The organism is Bradyrhizobium sp. HKCCYLS1011, assembly GCF_051167795.1.
Classification (GTDB): Bacteria; Pseudomonadota; Alphaproteobacteria; order Rhizobiales; family Xanthobacteraceae; genus Bradyrhizobium.
This window is the reverse complement of record NZ_JBNPTT010000013.1, coordinates 246,760-268,646: the sequence shown is the minus strand read 5'-3', so window position 1 is coordinate 268,646 and position 21,887 is coordinate 246,760. Positions and strand designations below refer to the sequence as shown.

General features: G+C 60.6%; 21 protein-coding genes. 9 read left to right on the top strand and 12 right to left on the bottom strand.

The window, feature by feature from the left end; genetic code table 11:
* Positions 1-91 precede the first annotated feature (91 nt).
* Both ACQR1W_RS35210 and ACQR1W_RS35205 read left to right on the top strand, forming a co-directional pair.
* On the top strand, positions 92-460 hold the full coding sequence (locus ACQR1W_RS35210) for a phasin family protein (protein ID WP_434855064.1): 369 nt from the start codon (positions 92-94) through the stop codon (positions 458-460).
* A 43-nt stretch (positions 461-503) separates the two neighbouring features.
* Positions 504-2,357 (top strand): PHA/PHB synthase family protein, encoded by a 1,854-nt coding sequence (locus ACQR1W_RS35205; protein ID WP_434855063.1) that lies wholly within the window; start codon positions 504-506, stop codon positions 2,355-2,357.
* A gap of 45 nt (positions 2,358-2,402) precedes the next feature.
* Here ACQR1W_RS35205 and ACQR1W_RS35200 read toward each other — a convergent pair whose 3' ends face one another.
* Positions 2,403-3,950 (bottom strand): AAA family ATPase, encoded by a 1,548-nt coding sequence (locus tag ACQR1W_RS35200; RefSeq protein WP_434855062.1) that lies wholly within the window; start codon positions 3,948-3,950, stop codon positions 2,403-2,405.
* Positions 3,943-4,932, bottom strand: coding sequence for a zinc-dependent alcohol dehydrogenase family protein (locus ACQR1W_RS35195; protein ID WP_434855061.1), 990 nt, complete (start codon positions 4,930-4,932; stop codon positions 3,943-3,945). The genes ACQR1W_RS35200 and ACQR1W_RS35195 overlap by 8 nt, the downstream gene beginning before the upstream one ends.
* A gap of 261 nt (positions 4,933-5,193) precedes the next feature.
* Here ACQR1W_RS35195 and ACQR1W_RS35190 point away from each other — a divergent pair, with 261 nt between their 5' ends.
* Positions 5,194-7,887 carry a bifunctional acetate--CoA ligase family protein/GNAT family N-acetyltransferase gene (locus tag ACQR1W_RS35190; protein ID WP_434855060.1) on the top strand — a complete coding sequence of 898 codons (2,694 nt, stop codon included), beginning with the start codon at positions 5,194-5,196 and terminating at the stop codon, positions 7,885-7,887.
* 34 nt (positions 7,888-7,921) lie between these two features.
* On the opposite strand, the gene ACQR1W_RS35185 is transcribed toward ACQR1W_RS35190, so the two are convergent.
* Both ACQR1W_RS35185 and ACQR1W_RS35180 read right to left on the bottom strand, forming a co-directional pair.
* Entirely contained in the window at positions 7,922-8,395 is a 474-nt protein-coding gene (locus ACQR1W_RS35185; protein ID WP_434855059.1) for a phage holin family protein, read from the bottom strand.
* Positions 8,396-8,671, bottom strand: coding sequence for a hypothetical protein (locus tag ACQR1W_RS35180; RefSeq protein ID WP_008966699.1), 276 nt, complete (start codon positions 8,669-8,671; stop codon positions 8,396-8,398).
* Positions 8,672-8,844: 173 nt separating this feature from the next.
* Between ACQR1W_RS35180 and ACQR1W_RS35175 the strand changes: the two genes are divergently transcribed.
* Genes ACQR1W_RS35175 through ACQR1W_RS35165 form a run of 3 tightly spaced genes read left to right on the top strand, consistent with a single transcriptional unit; the run spans position 8,845 to position 11,870 of the window.
* The gene (locus tag ACQR1W_RS35175) at positions 8,845-9,981 is read left to right on the top strand and encodes an MlaE family ABC transporter permease (RefSeq protein ID WP_434855058.1); all 1,137 of its coding nucleotides are present in this window, start codon (positions 8,845-8,847) and stop codon (positions 9,979-9,981) included.
* Positions 9,982-9,983: 2 nt separating this feature from the next.
* Complete coding sequence (locus ACQR1W_RS35170; RefSeq protein WP_434855057.1) at positions 9,984-10,763, top strand: ABC transporter ATP-binding protein; 780 nt, start codon at positions 9,984-9,986, stop codon at positions 10,761-10,763.
* Between the two features lie 3 nt (positions 10,764-10,766).
* A complete protein-coding gene (locus ACQR1W_RS35165) occupies positions 10,767-11,870 on the top strand; it encodes an ABC-type transport auxiliary lipoprotein family protein (RefSeq protein ID WP_434855056.1) in 1,104 nt (367 codons plus the stop codon).
* An 18-nt stretch (positions 11,871-11,888) separates the two neighbouring features.
* Here the strand turns inward: ACQR1W_RS35165 and ACQR1W_RS35160 are convergent, their stop codons facing one another.
* On the bottom strand, positions 11,889-12,206 hold the full coding sequence (locus tag ACQR1W_RS35160; protein WP_434855055.1) for a c-type cytochrome: 318 nt from the start codon (positions 12,204-12,206) through the stop codon (positions 11,889-11,891).
* Between the two features lie 135 nt (positions 12,207-12,341).
* Between ACQR1W_RS35160 and ACQR1W_RS35155 the strand changes: the two genes are divergently transcribed.
* From ACQR1W_RS35155 to ACQR1W_RS35145, 3 genes are all read left to right on the top strand, one after another.
* On the top strand, positions 12,342-13,055 hold the full coding sequence (locus ACQR1W_RS35155) for a helix-turn-helix domain-containing protein (RefSeq protein WP_008966704.1): 714 nt from the start codon (positions 12,342-12,344) through the stop codon (positions 13,053-13,055).
* Between the two features lie 100 nt (positions 13,056-13,155).
* A complete protein-coding gene (locus ACQR1W_RS35150; RefSeq protein ID WP_434855054.1) occupies positions 13,156-13,281 on the top strand; it encodes a hypothetical protein in 126 nt (41 codons plus the stop codon).
* Positions 13,282-13,648: 367 nt separating this feature from the next.
* On the top strand, positions 13,649-14,380 hold the full coding sequence (locus ACQR1W_RS35145; RefSeq protein WP_434855053.1) for a Crp/Fnr family transcriptional regulator: 732 nt from the start codon (positions 13,649-13,651) through the stop codon (positions 14,378-14,380).
* An 11-nt stretch (positions 14,381-14,391) separates the two neighbouring features.
* On the opposite strand, the gene ACQR1W_RS35140 is transcribed toward ACQR1W_RS35145, so the two are convergent.
* The 7 genes from ACQR1W_RS35140 to ACQR1W_RS35110 form a co-directional block, all read right to left on the bottom strand.
* Complete coding sequence (locus ACQR1W_RS35140) at positions 14,392-15,873, bottom strand: ATP-binding cassette domain-containing protein (protein ID WP_434855110.1); 1,482 nt, start codon at positions 15,871-15,873, stop codon at positions 14,392-14,394.
* A complete protein-coding gene (locus ACQR1W_RS35135; RefSeq protein ID WP_434855052.1) occupies positions 15,873-16,799 on the bottom strand; it encodes a branched-chain amino acid ABC transporter permease in 927 nt (308 codons plus the stop codon). The genes ACQR1W_RS35140 and ACQR1W_RS35135 overlap by 1 nt, the downstream gene beginning before the upstream one ends.
* Positions 16,800-16,801: 2 nt before the next feature.
* Positions 16,802-17,677: a branched-chain amino acid ABC transporter permease gene (locus ACQR1W_RS35130; RefSeq protein ID WP_434855051.1), complete on the bottom strand. Its 876-nt coding sequence runs from the start codon at positions 17,675-17,677 to the stop codon at positions 16,802-16,804.
* Positions 17,678-17,765: 88 nt separating this feature from the next.
* On the bottom strand, positions 17,766-19,025 hold the full coding sequence (locus tag ACQR1W_RS35125) for an ABC transporter substrate-binding protein (RefSeq protein WP_434855050.1): 1,260 nt from the start codon (positions 19,023-19,025) through the stop codon (positions 17,766-17,768).
* A 100-nt stretch (positions 19,026-19,125) separates the two neighbouring features.
* Entirely contained in the window at positions 19,126-19,902 is a 777-nt protein-coding gene (locus ACQR1W_RS35120) for a cyclase family protein (RefSeq protein WP_434855049.1), read from the bottom strand.
* Positions 19,903-20,055: 153 nt separating this feature from the next.
* Complete coding sequence (locus ACQR1W_RS35115) at positions 20,056-21,345, bottom strand: TRAP transporter large permease (protein ID WP_434855048.1); 1,290 nt, start codon at positions 21,343-21,345, stop codon at positions 20,056-20,058.
* A gap of 15 nt (positions 21,346-21,360) precedes the next feature.
* On the bottom strand, positions 21,361-21,873 hold the full coding sequence (locus tag ACQR1W_RS35110) for a TRAP transporter small permease (RefSeq protein ID WP_434855047.1): 513 nt from the start codon (positions 21,871-21,873) through the stop codon (positions 21,361-21,363).
* Between the last annotated feature and the right edge of the window lie 14 nt (positions 21,874-21,887).

Below are 21,887 nucleotides of genomic sequence, written 5' to 3'. Positions count from 1 at the left end.
TCGCCGCCGCAAATGAGCTTGATGCAGCTCAATGTTTCTCGTGGCCGATACCATATGGATCGGATCCTGATCAGGGAGGTGGAGGTTTGTGATGCCTGAGCTTTCCAAGGCCCGTGCCGTTGGGGATGACCCGCTGACTGTTGACATTTCAAAGCGAATCGCAAGTTCCAACAAACAAATGCTGGACTTGGTGTGCGGTGCTCAACGAATCGCACTGGAAGAGGCTGTTTTCATGGGCAATGAACTCCTGGATCGGGCTCGTACCGAGACTCATTTGTTCATGGAGTTTGTTTCAAAGGTCGCCGGTGTGCACTCTGTGCACGGCGGGCAGACAATGTTGCAAGAGTGCGGTCAACATCAGATCGAATTCTTGAGGCGCGACTGCGAGCGGCTGTTCAAACACGGTCAGCGGATGATTGATGCAAGCCTCAAGCTGACCGGACGATCAGGACAGAGTTGATCCGTCCACGGCATGCGTCATTTGAAGCAACCCCGAAGGAAAGATGCTCGTGAAGCCGATAGTTGCCTGGTCCAAAGCCGACGCGCCCGCCGGGCCACACGCTCTTGCCCCGCGTGAGGCTGCAGAGCGGCCGTTGTTGACGGAGGCTCAGCCGAAGGTCGGTCGTTCGCAGGAGCTGGGGCATGAAGATCACGAGCTGGATAAGGCCTTCACTGCAACCCTCGCGCGTTTGACGGGCGGCCTTTCCCCGATCGCGCTGTCGATGGCCTATTTCGATTGGGCCTCCCACCTTGCGACCGCGCCGCAACGGCAGATCGAGATCTTGCGCGATGCGATGCGCTTCAGCACGCAACTTGCTCAGCGGGCGCTGCATTCCGCGGCGCCCGAGCGCAAACCGTGGGACTTGATCAAGCCGCAGCCGACTGACCACAGGTTCGTCAAGCCCGAGTGGGAAATCGAGCCGTTCAACTTTCTGGCTCAAGCATTTCTGCTTGGCGAGCAGTGGTGGCACAATGCGACCACCGATGTCCGCGGTGTTGCACCTGCGAATGAAGCGATTGTCGAATTCTCTGTTCGACAGACGCTCGACATGTTTGCGCCGTCGAACTTTGCGGGCACTAATCCCGAGGTCCTGCAGAAGACGTTCCAGAGCGGCGGTGAGAATTTCGTGTTCGGCTGTCAGCACTGGTGCAGTGATTTACTGCAGCTGCTGGCCTCGAGCAAGCCGGGCGCGGTAAACGCAGAGTTCATCGTTGGCAAAACGGTGGCTGCGTCGCCCGGCAAGATCATCTATCGGAACGAGCTGATCGAACTGATTCAGTACAGCCCGACGACCGAAAAGGTTCGGCCCGAACCTATCTTGATCGTGCCTGCCTGGATCATGAAGTACTACATTCTCGACCTGTCGGCCCATAATTCGATGGTGAGATATCTCACGGCCCAGGGATTTACGGTTTTCATGATCTCCTGGCGAAATCCGAGCGCCGGCGACCGGGATGTTGCGTTCGACGACTATCGGACGCTGGGGGTTAAAGCGGCGCTCGACATGATCGGGCTCATCATGCCGCGACGACATGTCCATGCGCTGGGCTACTGTCTGGGGGGAACCTTGTTGTCGATCACCAGCGCTGCAATGGCGCGCGATGGGGATCGTCGCCTCAAATCGGTCACGCTGCTGGCCGCGCAAACCGACTTCACCGAAGCGGGTGAGCTCACGCTGTTCATCAATGAAAGCCAGGTCGCATTCCTGGAAGACATGATGTGGGAACGGGGATATCTTGACACCACGCAGATGGCCGGCGCCTTCCAGCTGCTACGCTCCAACGATCTGATCTGGTCGCGGGTGTCGCGGGATTATCTGATGGGTGAGCGCGCGCATCCGAGCGATCTGATGGCCTGGAATGCGGACGCGACCCGGCTGCCCGCGCGAATGCACTCCGAATATCTGCGCAAGCTCTTTCTGCACAATGATCTCGCTGAAGGCCGCTATATGGTCGATGGCCGGTCGATCTCACTGTCCGATATTCATACCCCCATGTTCGTAGTGGGAACGATCCGCGATCATGTGGCGCCATGGAGGTCAACCTATAAGATTCACTATGAGGTGGATGCGGACGTGACCTTTGTGTTGGCCAGCGGTGGACATAACGCCGGCGTCGTCGCGCCGCCAAGCGAACCGGGCCACTTCTATCAGGTGAAAACAAAGCTCGCAGACGCACCTTACCTTGGTCCCGACGAATGGCAGAAGACCTCCGCCAGGATCGAAGGATCGTGGTGGCCCGAGTGGGTTGGCTGGCTCAATAGCCGATCTGGAGAGCCATGCGAGCCGCCCTCAATGGGGGTGCCGGGGACTTCCAACCAGTTGCCGGATGCACCGGGAGACTACGTGCATCTGTAGTGAGCTCGCGAGAGCGCCGCGGCTTCTGCGGAGCGGCGCTGCGACTTACCGCGGAAGCTGAGTTTGGCACTGCGCAAGCGTTGCCTCGGTACTTCCAGACGCGTCGATGACTGCCCAGTCTATTGGGCCAATATCATATCCTTCCTGCAATCCCGCAATCTCGGGCGTTGCATCGGACGCGTCCGCCTTGCGGGTGCCGATGCGAGCCTGGCGGATCGCCAAGTCCGCCGTCAGAAAGAAGCCGGCAAATGGAATTTTCATTTTCCGAGCCAGATGGGTAACGGCTGTTCGCTCGTCCCCACGTGCGAAGACGGCGTCGACCACGACAGAATAACCGCGCGATAAGACGCGGCCCGCGTGCTCAAGGAGGAGCTCATAGACCTTTCGACCAGCGTCAGCATTATATGCGTCTGGCGGCAGGCGATCCGTCTCGCGGACGCCGAACAGCTGCTTGCGAAGCACATCACTGCGCAACACGATCGCGCCCGGCGAAGGCCGGATCGAGGGCGCGATGGCACGGGCCAAGACTGATTTTCCCGTCCCGGAAAGTCCTCCAACGGCAACCAGAAGCGGGGCCGCCGGTTGGATCAAGCGGCGCGCCAGTTGGAAATAGCGCGTTGCAGCCTCGACGACACCGGTCTGATCGGAGCCCGCCCGATCAAGTCGCGCAATCAGAACCTGCGCGCGGATGGCCGATCGCATCGACATGAACAGAGGAAGAGCAGCAAGGCCATCGAGATTGTCGACTGGCGTAATTGCGAGATAACGATTGAGCAGGTGATTGGCCGCAGTCTGCTGGTCGTAATACAGCAGGTCCATCATTGGGAACGCGAGATCATAGATAACATCGATCGACGCAATCCGTTCGTCGAATTCGATCGCATCGAACAAGACGGGACGCTCCCCAATCAGAACAATGTTGGCGAGGTGAAGGTCGCCATGGCAGCGCCGGACATAGGCTTGTCTGCCACGCTCCTCCAAGGTGGACTTCACGCGCGCAAATGTCGATTGTGAAGCCTCCGCGAGTTGCTCGATCTCATCCGAGGCGAACCAAGGGCCGGCCTTAAAGGCGGCAATAAAGGCCTGGATAATCCTCTCGATCGAGCCGATCCAGGGGGCGCTGGGCCGAGGTTCGGCGACCTCATGCGAGCTTGCGATGGTATCTGCCATGCGTTCGGCGAGCACGGCGGTGACTTCGCCACGTGCTGCGAGGTGATCAAATGTGCGGCTTTCGTCGAAGCGGGTCATGTCCACCGCATATTCCAGCGGCGTTCCCGGTCCGTCTATTGAGAGTGTACCGTCGTCCATCCGCACAACGGCCACAACGCGATGGTAGATCTTCGGTGCAAACGGCTTGTTGATGCGCAGCTCATCCTCACATGCAGCCTTGCGCTTCTCCAGCGTGGAATAATCAAGAAACGGAAACCGAACAGCGCGCTTGATCTTGAGGGCGCGATTGCCTTCCAGGAACACTGAAGCTGCGTGGGTGTCGATCCGCCGGACCTGGCGATGATGTGCTGGATCGCTGAGAAAGGCGAACACAGCATCTTGCGTCGAAGTCTCCGGAGATGACGATGGTGTCGTGCTATTCATTGGGGACAAGAACGGCAGCGCCGAGGATTTCGCCTTGCCTCAGTCTGGCCAGAACCTCATTCGCCTGCGCCAGCGGGTAAGGGGTCGTATGGGTGCGAATCCCTGCCTGCGGCGCGATCCTCAGGAAATCCAAGCCGTCCTGGCGCGTCAGGTTGGCCACGGAGACGAGCTGGCGTTCCTCCCACAAGAGCCTGTAAGGGAAGCTTGGGAGGTCGCTCATGTGGATGCCTGCACAAACCACCCGACCGCCCTTGCGAACCGCGCGCAACGCGAGCGGGATCAACTCTCCGACGGGTGCATATATAATTGCGGCGTCCAGCGGCGTTTCGGGCAGGTCATCCGATGCGCCTGACCATGTCGCACCAAGTTCCCAGGCGAGATTTTGAGCGGCTTCGTCACCGCGGCGGGTGAATGCATAGACCTGACGCCCTTGCCAGCGCGCAACCTGGGCCACGATGTGGCCAGCAGCGCCAAAGCCATAGATGCCTAGCCGTTCCGCTTGGCCCGCCATGACCAGCGACCGCCAGCCGATCAACCCGGCGCACAGAAGTGGAGCGATTGCGACATCGTCGTCGCCCTCACCAAGCGGAAACGCATAGCGCGCGTCTGCAATCGTGTGAGTGGCAAAGCCGCCATCACGGGTATAGCCGGTGAATAGCGGATAGTCGCAAAGATTTTCCATACCGTTGCTGCAGAAACGGCAAACGCCACATGTATATCCCAGCCAGGGAACGCCAACGCGCTCGCCGATCCGATGGGAGGTTACGCCTGGCCCGATCTGATCGACCCGTCCGACGATCTCATGTCCTGGTATGATAGGATATCTGATGCCCGGCAACTCGCCATCCAGCACATGCAAGTCGGTCCGACACACGCCGCACGCGCGAATCTTGACGCGGATCTCACCTGGTCCAGGCGCCGGATCTGCTCGATCCTCAAGCTTGAGAGGGGCTCCCGCTGTTCGCAAAACCATCGCATGCATCGATGAGCTCCAGGCCGGTCAAGTGCTCATTAAAGTGACCGCAGCTGCATACACTTGACCTCCGTCAAGGTACCAGGTGGAACCTCGCGGAAGATAGCACATCTGCCTCGGCAGCGAGCGACTGGCGCGATATCATGCATCTTTCACAGACTGGAATACCACGCTGCGTTGGGATGTGGCGCCACACGTGAACGGTCCTTGTTGAGAGTTGTTTCAAATGCAACACATGTTCTGCTTGGACAACCATCGGACGCTTCGCTGATGTCGACTTACCGCCTGAAGAACCTGCTGTCGCCGCGGTCCATTGCCTTGGTGGGCGGAAGTCCGCGTCAGAATTCTGTCGGGCGAGCTATCCTGGAAAACGTCAGGAAGTCAGGATTCACAGGCGACTTTGGACTGGTCAATTCGCGCTACGGCGAAATTTCTGGTGTCAGCGCCGTCCGCAGCCTCAATCAATTGGCGTTCGTGCCCGAACTCATCGTGGTCACGGCGCCCCGGGGAAGCGTTCCCGAGTTGATTGACCAAGCGGGCGGTCTGGGAGCCGCTGGCGCGTTGATCGTCACATCGGGGCTGGGGCACGGACGGGGGTCTTTGGCCGAGCAGGCTGAACGCGCGGCTCAGAAGTACGGCATGCGTCTGATCGGACCGAATTGCATGGGCATCATGATGCCCGAGGGCCGTCTGAATGCCAGTTTCGCGGCACATATGCCCTGCGCAGGAAGCTTGGCGTTGATCTCCCAGTCAGGCGCGATTGCGGCAGGCATGGTGGATTGGGCGGCCCAGCGCGATGTCGGGTTTTCCGGCATCGTCTCGATCGGCGATCAACTCGACGTCGACGTTGGGGATCTCCTGGATTATTTCGCATTGGACGGCAAGACCCGCGCTATCCTGCTTTATATCGAGGCCATCAAGGACGCCCGGAAGTTCATGTCGGCCGCTCGTGCGGCTGCGAGGATCAAGCCGGTCGTGGTCGTCAAATCGGGGCGGGCCATGCAAGGGGCCATGGCGGCCGCGACCCATACTGGCGCGCTTGCGGGCGCAGATGCCGTCTACGAGGCGGCGTTCCGTCGGGCCGGTGTGCTGCGCGTTTCCGATCTTCGCGAATTGTTCGATTGTGCGGAGACGCTCGGGCGGGTGGAATCGCCGACGGGAAAGCGCCTCGCCATTCTAACCAATGGTGGCGGGATCGGTGTTCTTGCTGTCGATCGCCTCGTCGAGCTCGGTGGAATAGCCGCGAGTCTGGCGCAGGACAGTCGCGAGAAGCTTGACGCGGTCCTTCCGCCGACCTGGTCTGGATCGAACCCGGTCGACGTTGTCGGCGATGCCGATGCCGCCCGCTACACAGCGGCGCTTGAGGTCTTGCTCTCCGACCCGAGCAATGATGCCGTTCTGGTGATGAACGTTCAGACCGCGCTCGCGTCCGCGAACGGCATCGCAATGGCGGTTTCTGAACTGGTGAGCACGTATCGCAAGCAGCATCGACGTTGGGCGAAGCCGGTTCTCGCTGCCTGGATCGGCGCGGATCAAACCATCATTGAAACGCTGAGCAGCGCGTCAATTCCCAACTACCCGACGGAGGACGATGCCGTCCGTGGCTTCATGCATCTGGTTCGCCATCGTGAGGTAAAGGAGGCGCTCGCGGCAGTCCCGCCGGAGATGCCGGTCTCCTTTACGCCCGATATCGAGACCGCCCGCGGCATCGTCTTGGCGGCGCTGGCCGATGGACGGACATGGCTCGATCCGGTCGAGATCAAACGGCTGCTCGAGACCTACGATATTTCGATGGTACAAACGTTCGCCGCATCCGACGTCGACCAGGCGGTCTCTTGTGCGACCCAGTTGTTTGACCAGGGCGCGACGGTCGTCTTGAAGATTTTGTCGCGTGACATTGTCCACAAGTCCGATGTCGGTGGCGTCGTTCTCAATCTGACCTCGCCACAGGCCGTCCGCGCGGCTGCGCATGACATCATGAGCCGGGCCCAAAAGCTTCGTCCGGATGCGCGGATCTCCGGCGTGATCGTGCAGGCGATGGTGGTGCGCGCCAAGGCGCGCGAGCTGATCATGGGAATTGCCGACGATCCGACCTTCGGCACGGTCATCGTGTTCGGCCGCGGTGGAACCGCGGTCGAAATCATCAACGACAAGGCCTTGGCCCTGCCGCCGCTCGATCTGCATTTGGCGCGTGATCTGGTTGAGCGCACCCGCGTTTCCAGGTTGCTGCGCGCCTATCGGGACGTCCCAGCGGTCAAGCCGGACGCAGTCGCGATGGTTCTGGTGAAGCTGGCGCAGATGGCTGCGGACCTTCCCGAGATCCGTGAGCTCGACATCAATCCGTTGTTGGCCGACGAGAGCGGCGTGTTGGCAGTCGATGCCCGCGTGGCGATCGGAAAGGCGGCACCGAAATTCAAGGGTTCAGGTCCATCCAATTTTGCCGTTCGGGCCTATCCAACACAATGGGAACGCCATCTTCAGATCAAGGACGGCTGGCGAATCGTTGCTCGTCCGATCCGCCCCGAGGACGAGCCGTTGATCCACGAATTTCTAAAGCATGTGACCGCAGACGATTTGCGGTTGCGCTTCTTCGCGCCGATCAAGGAGTTCACGCACGAATTCATCGCCCGATTGACGCAGCTCGACTATGCGCGTGCGATGGCTTTTGTCGCTTTTGATGAGGCCAGTCAGGATCTGGTCGGCGTCGTGCGCATCCACTCCGACTCGATCTATGAAAACGGGGAATACGCGATCTTACTCCGGTCTGACCTGAAGGGAAAAGGGCTCGGCTGGGCCTTGATGCAGCTCATCATCGAATATGCGAGATCGGAGGGCCTCAAGGTCATCTCGGGCGACGTACTGCAGGAAAACATCGTGATGCTCGACATGTGTCGACAGCTTGGGTTCGAGGTGAAAACAGATCCCATGGAGCACGATCTCTGCAATGTGAAGCTGAGGCTATGACGTAGTCTCCGTAAACAGCGGAACAGCTGTAGCGTCAGGTGTGACTGGTGCTATCTGACGTATGTCGCCTCAGACTTTTCACGATGATGCTGATCAACGGTACCATCAGGTGCGGAAGGGCAGCATCCAACGGATGACTCATGACACCGGTGACCTGCGACTGAAATGCACGCGCTTCCAGCTGCAACGCCTCAATTGAGGCGCCATGGATATCGTTGGCGAGCTCAAGCTCGCGTCCGGAAGGCGAGCGAGAAGCCAGGGCGAACAGGATCGCCGCGATGGCGACGTCAACGGCCCCCAGGATAACAGCCGCCGTTATGGCTGACCAAATCTGGACCAGCCAGAAATACGCAGCCAACTCAAACATCATGAGCCCGAACACGGCGATCAAAGCCGCAAGTGCCCGCATCCCGAGGCTTGCAAGCAGGTGGCGAAGCCTGATGTCGGCGATCACCTTGTCGGTCCGCCAGAGTATGCGCAGATGATTGACGACGTTTTCCGTGTTCACCTAATGCCTCCTGAGTAGCCAGCCGATGGTCACGCCGAGTGCGAGAGCCGAGGCCAGGGCGGCGATCGGATGCTCGCCCACGAGCTTTTCAAGCTGGGCCTCCTCTCTCTCCAACGTGTCGCTCAGCTCCTTCAATGCAGAGCTCATTTGAGCGGCAGCTGACCTGACCTCATTCTCCGACATGTCGAGAATCGATTCGCCTCTCTTCGACAGAGCGTCGGCGAGGTCATTTTTAAGAGCCTGCAGCTCGTCTCTGATCCCACGCGTGTCAAACATCGATTGCCAGCCATGTTTTCAAACAAATCCTAGAATATGTCGCAGTGGACAGGTTGATCTGGCTCAACGGCGCCATGGCCGACCTGGTTTGAGTTAGGTCAACTTGCAGGTCAGAAGCTGCCTTAGGAAGGGCGAGGTTTGACGAGGCCTGATCCAAGAGCGGAAGAACTGTTTTGGGTACCCAACCGGTATTGACGGCCGAAGTGGCGGGAGATTTGGTCGAGCTCCGCCCGGGCGGTGCGTGGACCGCTGCAAATGTGACCGTCCTTGAACGCCTGACCGACTCCGTCGAGACGGATATCGGTGGCTCCGAGGCGGTCAAGATGGACCTCAAAGGCGTGAGCGAACTCGACACGCTTGGCGCTTGGCTCTTGGAGAAGCTCTCGCGCCGGCTCGGTTCAGCTGGCCATCACATCGAGATGGTCGGGGTGGCCGGCCATTATATTGGCTTGATCGAGCAGGTGCGGCGGGTCAACCGGCGAGCCGCGGCGAGCCTTCCAAAGCCGTCTCCTATCGTCGCCAAGCTCGACGATCTGGGCCGATCTACAATCGGTGCGTTTGGCGAATTTATTGTCTTTCTGGAGATGCTGGCCTCGCTTTTTCTGGCCGTCGCGAGTGTCATTCGACGGCCCCGCTCGCTGCGGCTGACATCTCTTGCATATCAGATGTACCGGATCGGCTGGCAGGCGATCCCAATTATTGTGCTGATCACCTTTCTGATCGGCGCGATCATCGCGCAACAGGGAATATTCCATTTTCGTCGGTTCGGTGCCGAATCCTACGTTGTCGATATGGTCGGGATCCTGGTCCTGCGCGAACTCGGGGTCCTGATCGTGGCAATCATGGTCGCGGGGCGCTCCGGGAGCGCCTACACGGCCGAACTCGGCTCGATGAAGATGCGGGAAGAGATCGATGCACTGATGACCATGGGCCTTGATCCTGTCGAGGTCTTGATCCTGCCGCGCGTGGTTGCCTTGGTCCTAACTCTTCCGATCCTGGCTTTCATTGGCTCCATGGCGGCGCTCTACGGCGGCGGCCTGGTTGCCCAATTCTACGGCGGCATGGCGCCGGCGATCTTCATCGCACGCTTGCATGAGGCGATCTCCGTGACCCATTTCGAGGTCGGCATGTTCAAGGCGCCCTTCATGGCGCTCGTGATCGGCATCGTGGCGTGCAGTGAGGGGCTTCGCGTCAAGGGCAGCGCCGAATCGCTTGGACTGCAGACAACGACTTCGGTCGTAAAGTCGATCTTCTTGGTGATCGTGCTGGATGGCCTGTTTGCCGTCTTTTTTGCATCGATTGGAATGTAGCCATGGCGCAGAGCGCAGCGACATCGGCCATTCACGTCAGTGACCTCGTGGTCGGCTTCGGGCGGCAGATCGTCCTGGAGCATCTTTCACTCGATGTCCGCAAAGGTGAAATCCTTGGCTTGGTCGGTGCGTCGGGTGGAGGTAAATCGGTCTTGATGCGCACAGTCATCGGCCTGATCCCGCGTCGGAGCGGGACCATCGAGGTGATGGGCGTTCCCGTCGGCGACAGGGCCATCCAGGACAGGGAGAGGATCGCGGGGCGTTGGGGCATTCTCTTCCAGCAGGGAGCATTGTTTTCATCGCTCACCGTCAGGCAGAACATCCAGTTCCCGCTCCGGGAAAGTCTTCAGATGTCGCAGTCGCTGATGGACGAGATCGCCACTGCGAAGCTCGAAATGGTGGGCTTGACGCCGGAGGATGGCGACAAGTTTCCCTCCGAGCTCTCGGGAGGCATGACCAAGCGCGTCGCATTGGCGCGCGCCCTCGCGCTTGATCCAGCGATCGTATTTCTCGATGAGCCAACGTCGGGGCTCGATCCGATCTCCGCAGGTGACTTTGATGCGCTGATCAAGACGCTGCAGCAAACCCTCGGACTGACCGTGTTCATGGTCACCCATGATCTCGCGAGCCTGAATGTGGTGTGTGATCGCGTCGCAGCGCTCGCCGACGGCAAGATCGTTGCGATCGGACCAATGCGTGAGCTGCTCCAATCAGAACATCCTTGGGTTAGGGCCTATTTCCACGGCAAACGCTCCCAGATGCTGCAACCGAAAGTGAGTTGAGAGATGGAAACGCGTGCTCCGTTCGCTTTGATCGGTGCCTTTGTCCTGGCGGCGATCGTTGCGATCTTCGGCTTCGTCTATTGGCTCAACAACACCGGCGGGCTGGGGCCGCGGACGAGCTATCGCGTGCAGTTCGAGGGGTCTGTCCCGGGATTGCTTGTTGGTGCGGCCGTTCTCTTCAATGGTATTCGCGTCGGTGAGGTCACCGGACTGGCCCTCGCCCCGGAGAATCCACGGCGCGTCAACGCTACGATTTCGGTAGCTTCTGCTACTCCGGTGCATGCGGATACCAAGGTCGGTCTCGAATTTCAGGGTTTGACCGGGGTTCCCGTGATTGCGTTGGAGGGAGGCTCGCTTGCCGGGTCGTCTGGTCCGGTCCCAACCCTGATCGCCGAGCCGGGGGCGGGTCAGAGCATGACCCAGGCGGCGCGGGACGCGCTGCGGCGGGTGGATGCCGTGCTTGCCGAAAATGCCGAACCGTTGAAGGATACGATCGCAAATCTCAAGACCTTTTCGGAAGGCTTGGCGCGAAACACCGGCAAGCTCGATGGCATTGTTGCCGGCCTTGAGAAGTTGACTGGAGGCGGCACCCCAGTTCAGAAGGTCACCTTCGATCTGCGGGCACCGACCGATCTGGGGCATGGGACCAAGATCTGGAAGGGACAGCTGGCGATCCCCGAGCCAACGGCGGTTGCGATGCTGCAGACCCAGCGCATGCTGTTCGCGCCGGTCAAGGACTATCCCGGCTTTGCCGAGTTTCTCTGGGCCGACAGCATTCCAAAACTGTTGCAGGCGCGCCTGATCGACAGCTTTGAGAACTACGATATTGCGCACGCGCCGCTCCGAACGACGGATGTTGGGCAACCGGATTTTCAGCTCCTGATCGATGTCCGCCAATTTCGGATCTCGACGGAAACGGAGCCGGCCGCCCAAATCGGTCTTTCCGCTCGGCTCGTCGACAAGAATGGAAAGGTGATCGCCGCCCGGCTGTTCGACGAAAGCCAGAAAATCGGTGAGCTCGATCCGGCGACGGCCGTTTCGGCCTTTGATGATGCTTTCGGCCGTCTGGCGAAGGACGTCATCGCCTGGACGGCGCAGGCGCTTTAGATCGAGCTCCGGTGCGGGCTATTCGAAGGTTTTCAGATAAGAGAGCAGGTCGTGAATTTGCTCTGGATCGAGCTCGAACTCGGGCATCGCGGGGTGACCGGTGACGATCCCTTCCGCCAAGGCTTCGCCAAGCGATTCGATCGGATAGCGCTGATGTAGGGTGCGGAAGGGCGGGGCAGGCTTGAAGCGGCTGTCGCCCGTTCTGCCGATCGCGTGACATCTCGCGCAGTGCGCCTGCGCATAGGCCCGTCCGCGTTGCTCCGCCGTTGATGCGGCCAGAGCGGGTGATACCAAGGCGAGTGTCACGAGCATCTGGCAGGAGGCAAGGCGCAGCATTCGCAATCCGTTGGCGAGAGGGCATTGATTTCAAGATATTGAGCCGAGCGCGGGCCGATTTGATCTGCGTCAACCGCCAATCGGACGATTGGCTAAAATGCCGTCTTCCTTGGTGCTGGCCGTTCGGAGCGATGTATGAAGATGCCCCTGGTTGCAGTTGACCCGCATGGGCAAGCCTGTGCCGACTGTGCCGTCCGGCAATTCAGCCTTTGCGCATCGCTCGACAAGATCGAGATGCATGAATTCGAAGATCTGAGCCGACGGGTTCACTTTTCGAGCTGCGAAACCGTGTTTACGCAGGAGGATGCCACCAGCTATTTCTACAACGTCCTTGACGGGGTCATGCGGGTCTACAAGCTTCTGCCGGACGGGCGGAGGCAGATCGTGGGATTTGCCCTTCCCGGCGACTTTGTCGGGATGACGACCGAAGCGCGTCATGGCTTCTCGGCGGACGCCATTGGCCCGGTGACCGTCTGCCAATTCGCCAAGACGCCGTTCGTGCGGTTTGCCGAAGATAAGCCCAATTTGCTGCGGCGCATGAACGAACTTGCGGTACAGGAGCTGAATCAAGCCCGAGACCATATGGTTCTGCTGGGCCGTCGATCCGCAGAGGAGAAGGTCGCCACCTTCCTTGTAGGTTGGCGGGATCGCTTGATTTCGCTGAGGGGCGTGTCGGACGTGGTCCCGCTGCCGATGAGCCGGCAGGACATCGCAGATTATCTTGGCCTGACCATCGAAACGGTGAGCCGTACCTTCACCAAGCTCGAGCGGGAGGGTATCATTGAGATTGTGCCGGGTGGCGTCTGCCTGCGCGATGCTGCCCGCGCCGAGGCTCTGGCCGCTGCCTAACCCATTCTTTGTGAAGGGACGGCCCCGATTTTGATCCCGATCAAAGACCCCAACCATCGTCCGATGGACACTCCCCCTCAAACTTGAGGGAGGGGAAGATATGCCTTTTGATGCATTGATGGTCAGCTTGGCCGTAGTGGCGGTCTTTGTGGCGTTCGCGGCTGTGCTCGCCTGGGCCGATTCGCAAACCAGCCAGTTGAAGAAGGACGTCCCGGCGCGGAAATAGCTGGTACGTTCGCGATTTCCAGATAAATTTTTCGGATCGCGCTGTAGGCAGTCTGTGCGGCCAAATTGCCCTCATGCGTGGCCGCCGAGGCTGCGTTGCGGCTATTGAGACACCCTTTGGCTGTGGCGGGTATTGCTAACCACTCCAGTCTCGGCTGTACTCTCCTGGTGCCGATCTGTCGTATTCCGAAGCGGTCACGCAAGGCAGAACGACCAGGGGGTCTTGCCGCCCTGAGACCTTTACCTTGCATTTGCTGTTCGAGGGCGGGTGGCGTGAGCATTGTCCGGTCTCGCGCCCCTGGGTCCACACTCCGCCAGCGCCTCGGTAATATCTTCCGGTCGGCGAGATCCGATACTGGAGGAGCGGCGTGACTGACGACAAGAGGGGGGTCTCCCGACCTTCTGCGAGTGGCAAACTATCGGTGCTCCGCCAGCATCCCATTTTTCAGGACCTGGATTCGGAAGCGCTCGACCAGCTTTGTCGGTACGCCAAGCCGACCTCGCTGAAGCGTGGCGCCACGATCTTTTCCAAAGGTGATCAAGGCAACAGCCTCTACATTGTCATCAGCGGTACGGTGAAGATCAGCGTTTCTTCGCCGGACGGGCGTAACGCAATCCTGAACCTGATCAGCGCTGGCGAACTGTTCGGCGAAGTCGCGCTGCTCGACGGGGGAGAGCGGACTGCGGATGCGACCGCGAATACCAATTGCGAGATCTTTGTCATCGACCGTCGCGATTTCTTGCCCTTCGTGAGAAGCCAGCCCGCGCTCGCGATGAAGTTCATCGAATTGCTCTGCGACCGGTTGCGTTGGACCAGCGATCAGGTCGAGCAGGTCATTCTGCAGGACCTGCCTCGACGTCTGGCGAGCGCGCTGCTGGGTCTGACGGATAAGCGCAAGCTTGAGCCTGCCAGTCGGACCATTGCGATCACCCAGCAGGAAATCAGCGAGATGGTCGGCATGACCCGGGAAAGCATCAACAAGCAATTGCGGGCCTGGGCGGCCCGCAATTGGGTGCGGCTCGAGCACGGAGCCATCGTTCTGTTGGATCCGGAGCCGCTCCGCGCCTTGGCCGAGGCCGGTTCAGACGACGAGATGTGAGTAGTCCGGCATCAGAGATAACCTGCGCCGGCTTCCGCTGCAAAGCGGCCGGGATCGCCCTCCCAGACGATACGGGCGTGCTCGAGCACATAGACCCGGTCCGCATGCGGAAGCGCGAAGGTGACGTTCTGTTCTCCCAGGATGACCGTGATCGGTGTCGTCTGGCGCAGCTTTTCCAGTGCCTTGGACAGCTGCTCGAGAATGACCGGTGCCAACCCAAGCGTCGGTTCGTCGAGAATCAGGATTTTCGGCTGCATCATCAGCGCCCGGCCGATGGCCAACATCTGCTGCTCGCCGCCCGAAAGCGTCTGCGCCAGCTGACTTTGCCGGTCCTTCAGAATCGGGAACAGCTCGAACAGCCAAGTGAGCTGCCGGGCTCGTTCTTGGTCTGAGAGGTGCTGGCCGCCCAGATCGAGATTTTCGCGAACCGTCATTTCGCCGAACAGTTCGCGCGACTCCGGGCATTGCACGAGGCCTTCGCGTGCGATCCGCGCCGGGCTGATGCCGCGCAGCGGCGCGCCGTCGCGAACGATGTCGCCGCTATAGGGCAAGAAGCCTGAAATGGCGTTGAACAGTGTGGTCTTGCCGGCGCCGTTGAGGCCGACGATGGAAACGAACTCGCCGTGATGGACGTGGATCGAGACGTCCTCCAGCGCCTGCGCCTTCCCGTAGACCACGCTGAGGTTCTTGACCTCCAGTGCCGGGACCTTGTCCTTGAAGCTGACCTCGGGCCGGGCCGAGGTCTCGATCGCTCCGCCGAGATAGACCCGCCGCACCGTCTCATTGCGCATGACTTCTTCGGCGCGCCCGAACGCGATCTCTTCGCCGAGATACATGGCGAGCACGCGGTCAACCAATGCAGCGACGCTCTTCACATTGTGGTCGACCAGAAGCACCGCGCGGCCCTCGTCGCGAAAGCTGCGGATCAGAGCCGAGAAGATGCCAACTTCGGCGAGCGTCAGGCCGGCGAAGGGTTCGTCCACCAGCACGACCTTCGGATCCCGTGCGATCGCTTTCGCGAGCTCCAGCCGTCGGAGATCGGCGAACGGCAGCGTTGGTGGGCGGCGGTCCATCACCCCGCCGAGGCCGACGCGCTCGGCGATCCATTTGGCTCGCTCGGTCAGCTCCCTGTCCGGAAACAGCATCAAGAGGCTGTCCGGCAGCAGAGCAACCATGATGTTTTCCAGGACGGTCTGGCGGTTCAGCGGCCGCGAATGCTGAAACACCATGCCGAAGCCCTTGCGCGCGATCTTGTGCGCCGGCAATCCCGCAACGTTCTCGCCTTGAAAGACAACTTCGCCTGCCGTCGGACGCTCGATGCCCATGATCGACTTCATTGCCGTCGATTTGCCCGAGCCATTCGGCCCGATCAGCCCCAGAATCTGCCCGGCATGCAGGTCGAGGTTGAGGTTCTTGACCGCGGTCAATCCGCCATAGCGTTTGACCAGGCTACGGACCTGAAGGGTCGGTGTCGACGTTCCGCTGGCGTCCATCACGCGCGCGCCCCGCGGGACAGAGCCGCGCCAAGAAAGCCGCCCGGGAAGAACAGGACGACCAGCAGTGCGACAAAAGACACGATGAAGGTTGCGAGCTCCCCGGTCGGCCGCAGAAACTCTCCGGCGACGATCAGGAAGATCGCTCCCAGCGCAGCGCCAAGCACCGTGCGTCTGCCGCCGAGTACGGCGGCGACGATCACGTTGACGCCGACGGCGACGTCGACCACGGTCCCGACCGAGGCTGTGCCGAAGTAGAACACCAGCAGCGCTCCCGAAAGACCGGAAAAGAAGGCGCTCACGATGAACGCGAACAGCTTGTGCTTGACGATGTTGAAGCCAAGGGCGCCGGCCTGCACGGGATCTTGTCCACTCGCCTGCAGCACCAGGCCCAGCGGCGATTGCGAAAGGCCGTAAAGGATCGCGCCGCTGACAGTCATAAAGCCAAGCGCGATCCAGTAATTGGCATTGGCGCTGATCGTAATGACGTCGGGAATGGTCAAGCCGATTTCGCCCCCGGTCAGGTCGGCGAAAACCACCACGAAGTTCTGCAGCATCAGCACGGCCACCAGGGTCGTCAGACCGAAATAGGGCCCGCGCACCCGCAGCGCGGGTAGCGCCAGGACGAACCCTGCAACGACGGAGGCCAGCGCGCCCAGGACGATACACACATAGACCGACCAGCCATATTGGTTGTTGACGATCCCGGCGGTGTAGGCGCCCACGCCGATCAGGAACGTTGGGCCGAAATTGACCTCCCCGGCGAAGCCGAACAGCAGATCCCAGGCCATCGCGAAGACGCCGAAATAGTAGGCCACGGTCAGCAGGCCCAGCACGTAGCCCGAGACGTAGAGAGGTAATGTCGCCGCGACAATGATGACGACGAGAGAGATCACGAACAGGCGTGAGGTGAAGAAACCCGACATGCTCATCGCCTCCCGAGCAGGCCTTGCGGCCGGATATACATAACGAAGACCAGGAGCAGCAGGGCAGGAATCGTACGGTAGGCCGGCGAAATCAGATAGGCCGTCAAGGTTTCGAGATAGCCGACCACGAACGCGGCGATCAACGATCCCGACACGCTGCCGAGCCCGCCGAGCACCACGATCGAGAAGGCGCTCGCGGTCAAAGGCCCGACACTGTAGGAACTGACGCCAAGAAACATTCCCAGCAACACGCCGGCAATGCCGGCCAGCACGCCATAGATTGCCCACACCACGATATAGATGTTGTTCAACTCGAGACCGAGCAGCGTCACCCCACGCGGATTCATTGATGCCGCGAGTACCGCCTTTCCGGTGCGGGTCCGGTTCACCAGGACCCAGAGCAGCGCGATCACAAAGCAGCAGACGATTGCGGTGAATATCTCATTGCGCGGCGTACGGACGCCCACAATATCGACCACGCCCTCGACGATCGGCAGCACCGTCTTGGCATTGTTCGTGAAGAAATAGGCGATCAGCTCCTGGATCATGATTCCCCAGAGCAGTGTTCCGGTCAGAACAAAGATCTCCTTCTCCTCGGTCGGAATCCGTCGCGACCGCTGGATTGGCTGCACGACCGCAAAATAGGTGGCGAAAGCCGCGACCAGCGCGGCCGCGATTCCGATCAGCGCGCCGGCGTAGGTGCCGGTATGGAGAACGCTCGCGGCAGCCCAGGCCGCCACGGCCGCCAGCACCATGATGGCGCCATGGGAGAGGTTAAGCACGCCGGATACCCCGAAGATCAGGGTGAAGCCGGTTGCGCCCAGCGCATAAAGGGCGCTGACGGCAAAGCCGTCGATCAGGATCTGGAGTGCACGCATGGACTTGGGCTGCGGCAGCACCGCTGCCTTGAGAAGGGACGGAAGGCGAGACCGTCCCGCCTTCGGATGAGGCGGGACGGCGCAAGCATCAGTTCGAAGTGACCTTGATGAAGCTCGGGAACTTCATCGATGCTTTCGCGACTTCCTTCGGCCAGACCGCGACCTGCTGTCCATCTTGCCACTGCAGCATCAGCCCGGTGATCAGGCCTTTGCCGTATTTGATCGAGTGCGTGAACGGATCGTCCTTGCCGTAGAATTGCACGCGCCCGATCGTGCCTTCCCAGTCGGTCTTCTCGAGCGCCTCAACCAGCTTGTCGGCGTCGGTCGAGCCCGCCCGCTTGACGGCCTCGGCAATGTAGTAGACCTCGTCATACGAGGTGTAGCCCGCATAGGATGGATAGTTGCCGTATTTGGCCTTGAAGCCTTCCGAGAAGGGGACCGATTTCGGAGTTACGGCGACGCCGGTGCCGGAGACGCCCTGATACAGAACGCCATTGGCGGCGTCGTTGGTGTCCTTGCCGAAGGTGGAGTTGGTCGCCTGCGAGCTGATCCCGAACATAGGGATCGGAACCTGCTGGTTCTTCCACTGCACTGTCGGCTGCACGCCGACATGGGAGATACCGGTGATGATGACGTCCGGCTTGGCGGCTTCGATCTTGTTGAAGATCGGCGTGAAGTCGGTGGTGTCGGGCGAGAAGCGGATATGGTCGAGCACCTTCAGCCCGATCTTTGGCAGGCATTCCTCATATCCGACGTCGAGCGGCTTGGTCCAGGCGGCGTCCTCGCTCATGATGACCGCCGTGGACATGTGCTTGCCGTCGACCAGGAGCTCCTTGGCCGCGTCACAAACCGAGAGCGCGAGCGCGGCTGACGTCAGATATCCGTGAAACGTGTATTTGTTCTTCTCGTAGTCGGCGTGGACGCTCTTGCTGATCTCGTTCGACGCCGCGCCCGGCGTGATGAACGGTGTTTTCAGCCGGGATGCCCAGGGTTCAAGCGCGAGCACCACCTCGCTGATATAGCTGGCGATGACAATATTGACCTTGTCTTCGTTAACCGCGCGCTGAAACGCGCGGACGGAATCGGCAGAAGAGGAGTGGTTGTCATAGGTGACGATCTCGATCTTCCGCCCGTCGACGCCGCCCTTGGCGTTGATCTCGTCGGCCGCCATCTGCGCGGCCTGGGGGATGGAGGCACCTGCGATGGCTTGCGCCTCCGCGATCACGCCGATCTTCAGTGGATCGGCAGCGAGGGCCTGGCTCGAAATCGTGCCTAGAAAACCGGCGGTGGCCAACACCAGCGCGCTATAGCCGAGCGGCGAGACCGCCGAGCGGAAATCCTTCCTCATATTTCTCTCCCTGGAATTATGCTTATTTTCTTCATTGTAGCGCCGCTTGCGCCGGCAGCAAGCGGAACCGGCCTTTTCTCCGTACGCCCCCTACCTAAGATTAACCCTCGATAATCGCGACGGCCCGGGTCCATCCGGCGGAGGCGCGTTCGATCTTGACCGGAAAACAGCTCACCAGGAAGCCGGTCGAGGGCAGCTGCTCGAGATTGTGCAATTTCTCCAGGTGGCAATAGCCAATGTGGCGCCCGGCCTTATGTCCCTCCCAGATCAGGCCGGCATTCTTGGTTTCCGCGTAGCGCTTTGCCGTATGCACGAACGGCGCGTCCCAGCTCCAGCCGTCAGTGCCCGTCAGTCTCACGCCGCGCTCGAGCAGGTACATGGTCGCCTCATAGCCCATGCCGCAGCCTGAACTTACGTAGTCGGAGCGGCCATATTTGGCTCCGGCCGAGGTGTTAACCACCACGATGTCCAGTGGCGACAGCGTGTGGCCGATGCGCTCGAACTCCTGCTCGACGTCCTTGGCTGTCGCGACATAGCCGTCCGGCAGGTGTCTGAAATCGAGCTTCACTCCCACTTGGAAGCACCACTCCAGCGGCACTTCGTCGATCGTCCAGGCGCGCTCGCAGCGATTCATCGTGGGATGGAAATGCCAGGGCGCATCCAGATGGGTGCCGTTGTGGCTCGACAGTTGGACCTGCTCGACCGCCCAGCCTTGGCCATCGGGCAGATCCTCCGCCTTCAGGCCGGGGAAGAACTGCAGCATATGCGCAAGGCTCTGTTGGTGGTCGATGTACTGGATCTTCGGATGGTTGCCGGGCGGGTCTGCTGGCACATCATTCTGCAGCGGCACCGATATATCGATCAGTCTTCGGGCCATGGCGTGTTCTCTCCCGTCACCAAGCGACGCCTCGCGCGCCCAGAGTCGCACGCGCGCCTATGTTGCTCGAAGACCGAACCTAAGGCCACCATCCCGCTGCCAGCAAGAGCGCTGGCAGCGCGGGTCGCGCTATCTTGAACCTCGAGAATGGCCTCAGTGCAGCACCTGGCGCGGGAGCCACAGCGAGATCTGAGGGATATAGGTCACGGCCATCAGCACCAGGAACATCACCGCGTAAAACGGCCAGATCCGGCGCATGACCTGCTCGATCGAGACCTTGCCGACCGCGCAGCCGACGAACAGGATGGCGCCGACGGGCGGGTGGCACAGGCCGATCCCCAGATTGAGCAGCATGATCATCCCGAAATGAACGGGATCGACGCCGAAATTCTGCATGACAGGGAGCAGGATCGGTGTCGCGATCAGGATCGACGGAGCCATGTCGACCAAGGTGCCGAGCAGCAGCAGAAGGATGTTGATCAGGAACAGGATCACATATTTGTTGCTGGAGATCGACAGGAAGAACTGGGTCATTTTGCTCGGCATCTGGGTCAGCGCCATGATGTAGCCGACCGCCGAGGCGCAGGCGATCAAGGTCATCACCATTGCTACGGTGCGCAGAGTCCGGTGCAGTAGAACCGGCAGATCGCGCCAACGGTAGTCGCGATAGATGAACATCGTGACGAAGAAGGCCCAGAGACAGGCGACCGCGCCGGCTTCGATCGCGGTAAAGACACCGCCGAGGATGCCGCCAAGGATGATCACAAGCGTGATCAATCCCCATGCGGCGTCGATGGTGATCCGGATTGCATCTTTGGCGGCGACTGTGTTCCCTGCCGGATGGCGCTCGCGATAGGCGATCACGAGGCAGAGCAGGATCAGCGAGAAGCCGAGCAATAGGCCTGGGAAGACGCCCGCGACGAACAGCGCACTGATCGAAATCGTGCCGCCGGTTGCGAGCGAATAGAGCACGGCATTATGGCTTGGCGGCACGAGCAGCGCCTGCACCGACGAACTGATGGTCAGGTTGGTTGCAAAGACCCGGGGGTAGCCGGAGCGTTCCATCTGCGGGATCATGACCGAGCCGATCGCGGACGTATCGGCCACCGCTGAGCCGGAAATGCCGCTTAGGAACGTCGTCGCCAATACGTTCACGATCGACAGCCCGCCGCGGAGCCGGGTGAGGCCGACCAGCACGTCGGCGAAGGCGACCAGCCGTCGCGCCATGCCGCCTTCCGCCATGATGGCACCGGCGAGAACGAAGAAGGGAATCGTCAACATGGCGACTTTGCTGACGCCATCCGAAACCTTCAGCATCACCGCTTCGAGCGGAATGCCGATCCATAGCGCGCCGACGATGGCGGCAAGCGCCAGCGAATACGCGATCGGCATCCCGATCAGGAAGCAGACCAGCATCGTCGTGAGCAGGACGAAAATATCCATGGATCTCTCTGCCGCTTAATCGAAAGACGCGGTGTCGCGATGAGGAATGGGATCAGGCGGAACGCCGACGGCGAGCCGCTCGATGATGAAAAGGAGAAGGCAGAGCCCGCCGACAGGAATCGGCAGATAGGTCACGCCGACCGAGAGGAAGGGGAAGTCGGCGATGGTGTTGCTCCAGGTGACCTCGACCAGCCGCTCCCCCCAGATGATCATGAACAGCGCAATCAGCGCCATCAGCAGCTGCACGATGACGTCGAGGACTCGACGCCATCGCGCTGGCAGCTGATCGGCGAAGTAGGAGAGGTTCATGTGCAGGTTCAACCTGTAACCCGCAGCCGCTCCAATGAAGGTGAGGAGGATCGTGAGCAGCACGGCGAGCGGCTCCGGCCAGGACGCCGCGCTGTTCAGCACATAACGGGTGAACACTGCATATGGGATGACCGCCGAGATCAGCACCAACGCCGTGGTGCCGACGATCACGCAGGCCAGATAGAGCGCATCCATTGCCCGGCGATACCAAGCGGCCATGGCTATTCCTCCCC

Coding starts and splice junctions, on each gene's coding strand:
- ACQR1W_RS35210 (WP_434855064.1), top strand. CDS start 92: ATGCCTGAGCTTTCCAAGGCCCGTGCCGTTGGGGATGACCCGCTGACT.
- ACQR1W_RS35205 (WP_434855063.1), top strand. CDS start 504: ATGCTCGTGAAGCCGATAGTTGCCTGGTCCAAAGCCGACGCGCCCGCC.
- ACQR1W_RS35200 (WP_434855062.1), bottom strand. CDS start 3,950: ATGAATAGCACGACACCATCGTCATCTCCGGAGACTTCGACGCAAGAT.
- ACQR1W_RS35195 (WP_434855061.1), bottom strand. CDS start 4,932: ATGCATGCGATGGTTTTGCGAACAGCGGGAGCCCCTCTCAAGCTTGAG.
- ACQR1W_RS35190 (WP_434855060.1), top strand. CDS start 5,194: ATGTCGACTTACCGCCTGAAGAACCTGCTGTCGCCGCGGTCCATTGCC.
- ACQR1W_RS35180 (WP_008966699.1), bottom strand. CDS start 8,671: ATGTTTGACACGCGTGGGATCAGAGACGAGCTGCAGGCTCTTAAAAAT.
- ACQR1W_RS35170 (WP_434855057.1), top strand. CDS start 9,984: ATGGCGCAGAGCGCAGCGACATCGGCCATTCACGTCAGTGACCTCGTG.
- ACQR1W_RS35165 (WP_434855056.1), top strand. CDS start 10,767: ATGGAAACGCGTGCTCCGTTCGCTTTGATCGGTGCCTTTGTCCTGGCG.
- ACQR1W_RS35160 (WP_434855055.1), bottom strand. CDS start 12,206: ATGCTGCGCCTTGCCTCCTGCCAGATGCTCGTGACACTCGCCTTGGTA.
- ACQR1W_RS35155 (WP_008966704.1), top strand. CDS start 12,342: ATGAAGATGCCCCTGGTTGCAGTTGACCCGCATGGGCAAGCCTGTGCC.
- ACQR1W_RS35150 (WP_434855054.1), top strand. CDS start 13,156: ATGCCTTTTGATGCATTGATGGTCAGCTTGGCCGTAGTGGCGGTCTTT.
- ACQR1W_RS35140 (WP_434855110.1), bottom strand. CDS start 15,873: ATGGACGCCAGCGGAACGTCGACACCGACCCTTCAGGTCCGTAGCCTG.
- ACQR1W_RS35135 (WP_434855052.1), bottom strand. CDS start 16,799: ATGTCGGGTTTCTTCACCTCACGCCTGTTCGTGATCTCTCTCGTCGTC.
- ACQR1W_RS35130 (WP_434855051.1), bottom strand. CDS start 17,677: ATGCGTGCACTCCAGATCCTGATCGACGGCTTTGCCGTCAGCGCCCTT.
- ACQR1W_RS35125 (WP_434855050.1), bottom strand. CDS start 19,025: ATGAGGAAGGATTTCCGCTCGGCGGTCTCGCCGCTCGGCTATAGCGCG.
- ACQR1W_RS35120 (WP_434855049.1), bottom strand. CDS start 19,902: ATGGCCCGAAGACTGATCGATATATCGGTGCCGCTGCAGAATGATGTG.
- ACQR1W_RS35115 (WP_434855048.1), bottom strand. CDS start 21,345: ATGGATATTTTCGTCCTGCTCACGACGATGCTGGTCTGCTTCCTGATC.
- ACQR1W_RS35110 (WP_434855047.1), bottom strand. CDS start 21,873: ATGGCCGCTTGGTATCGCCGGGCAATGGATGCGCTCTATCTGGCCTGC.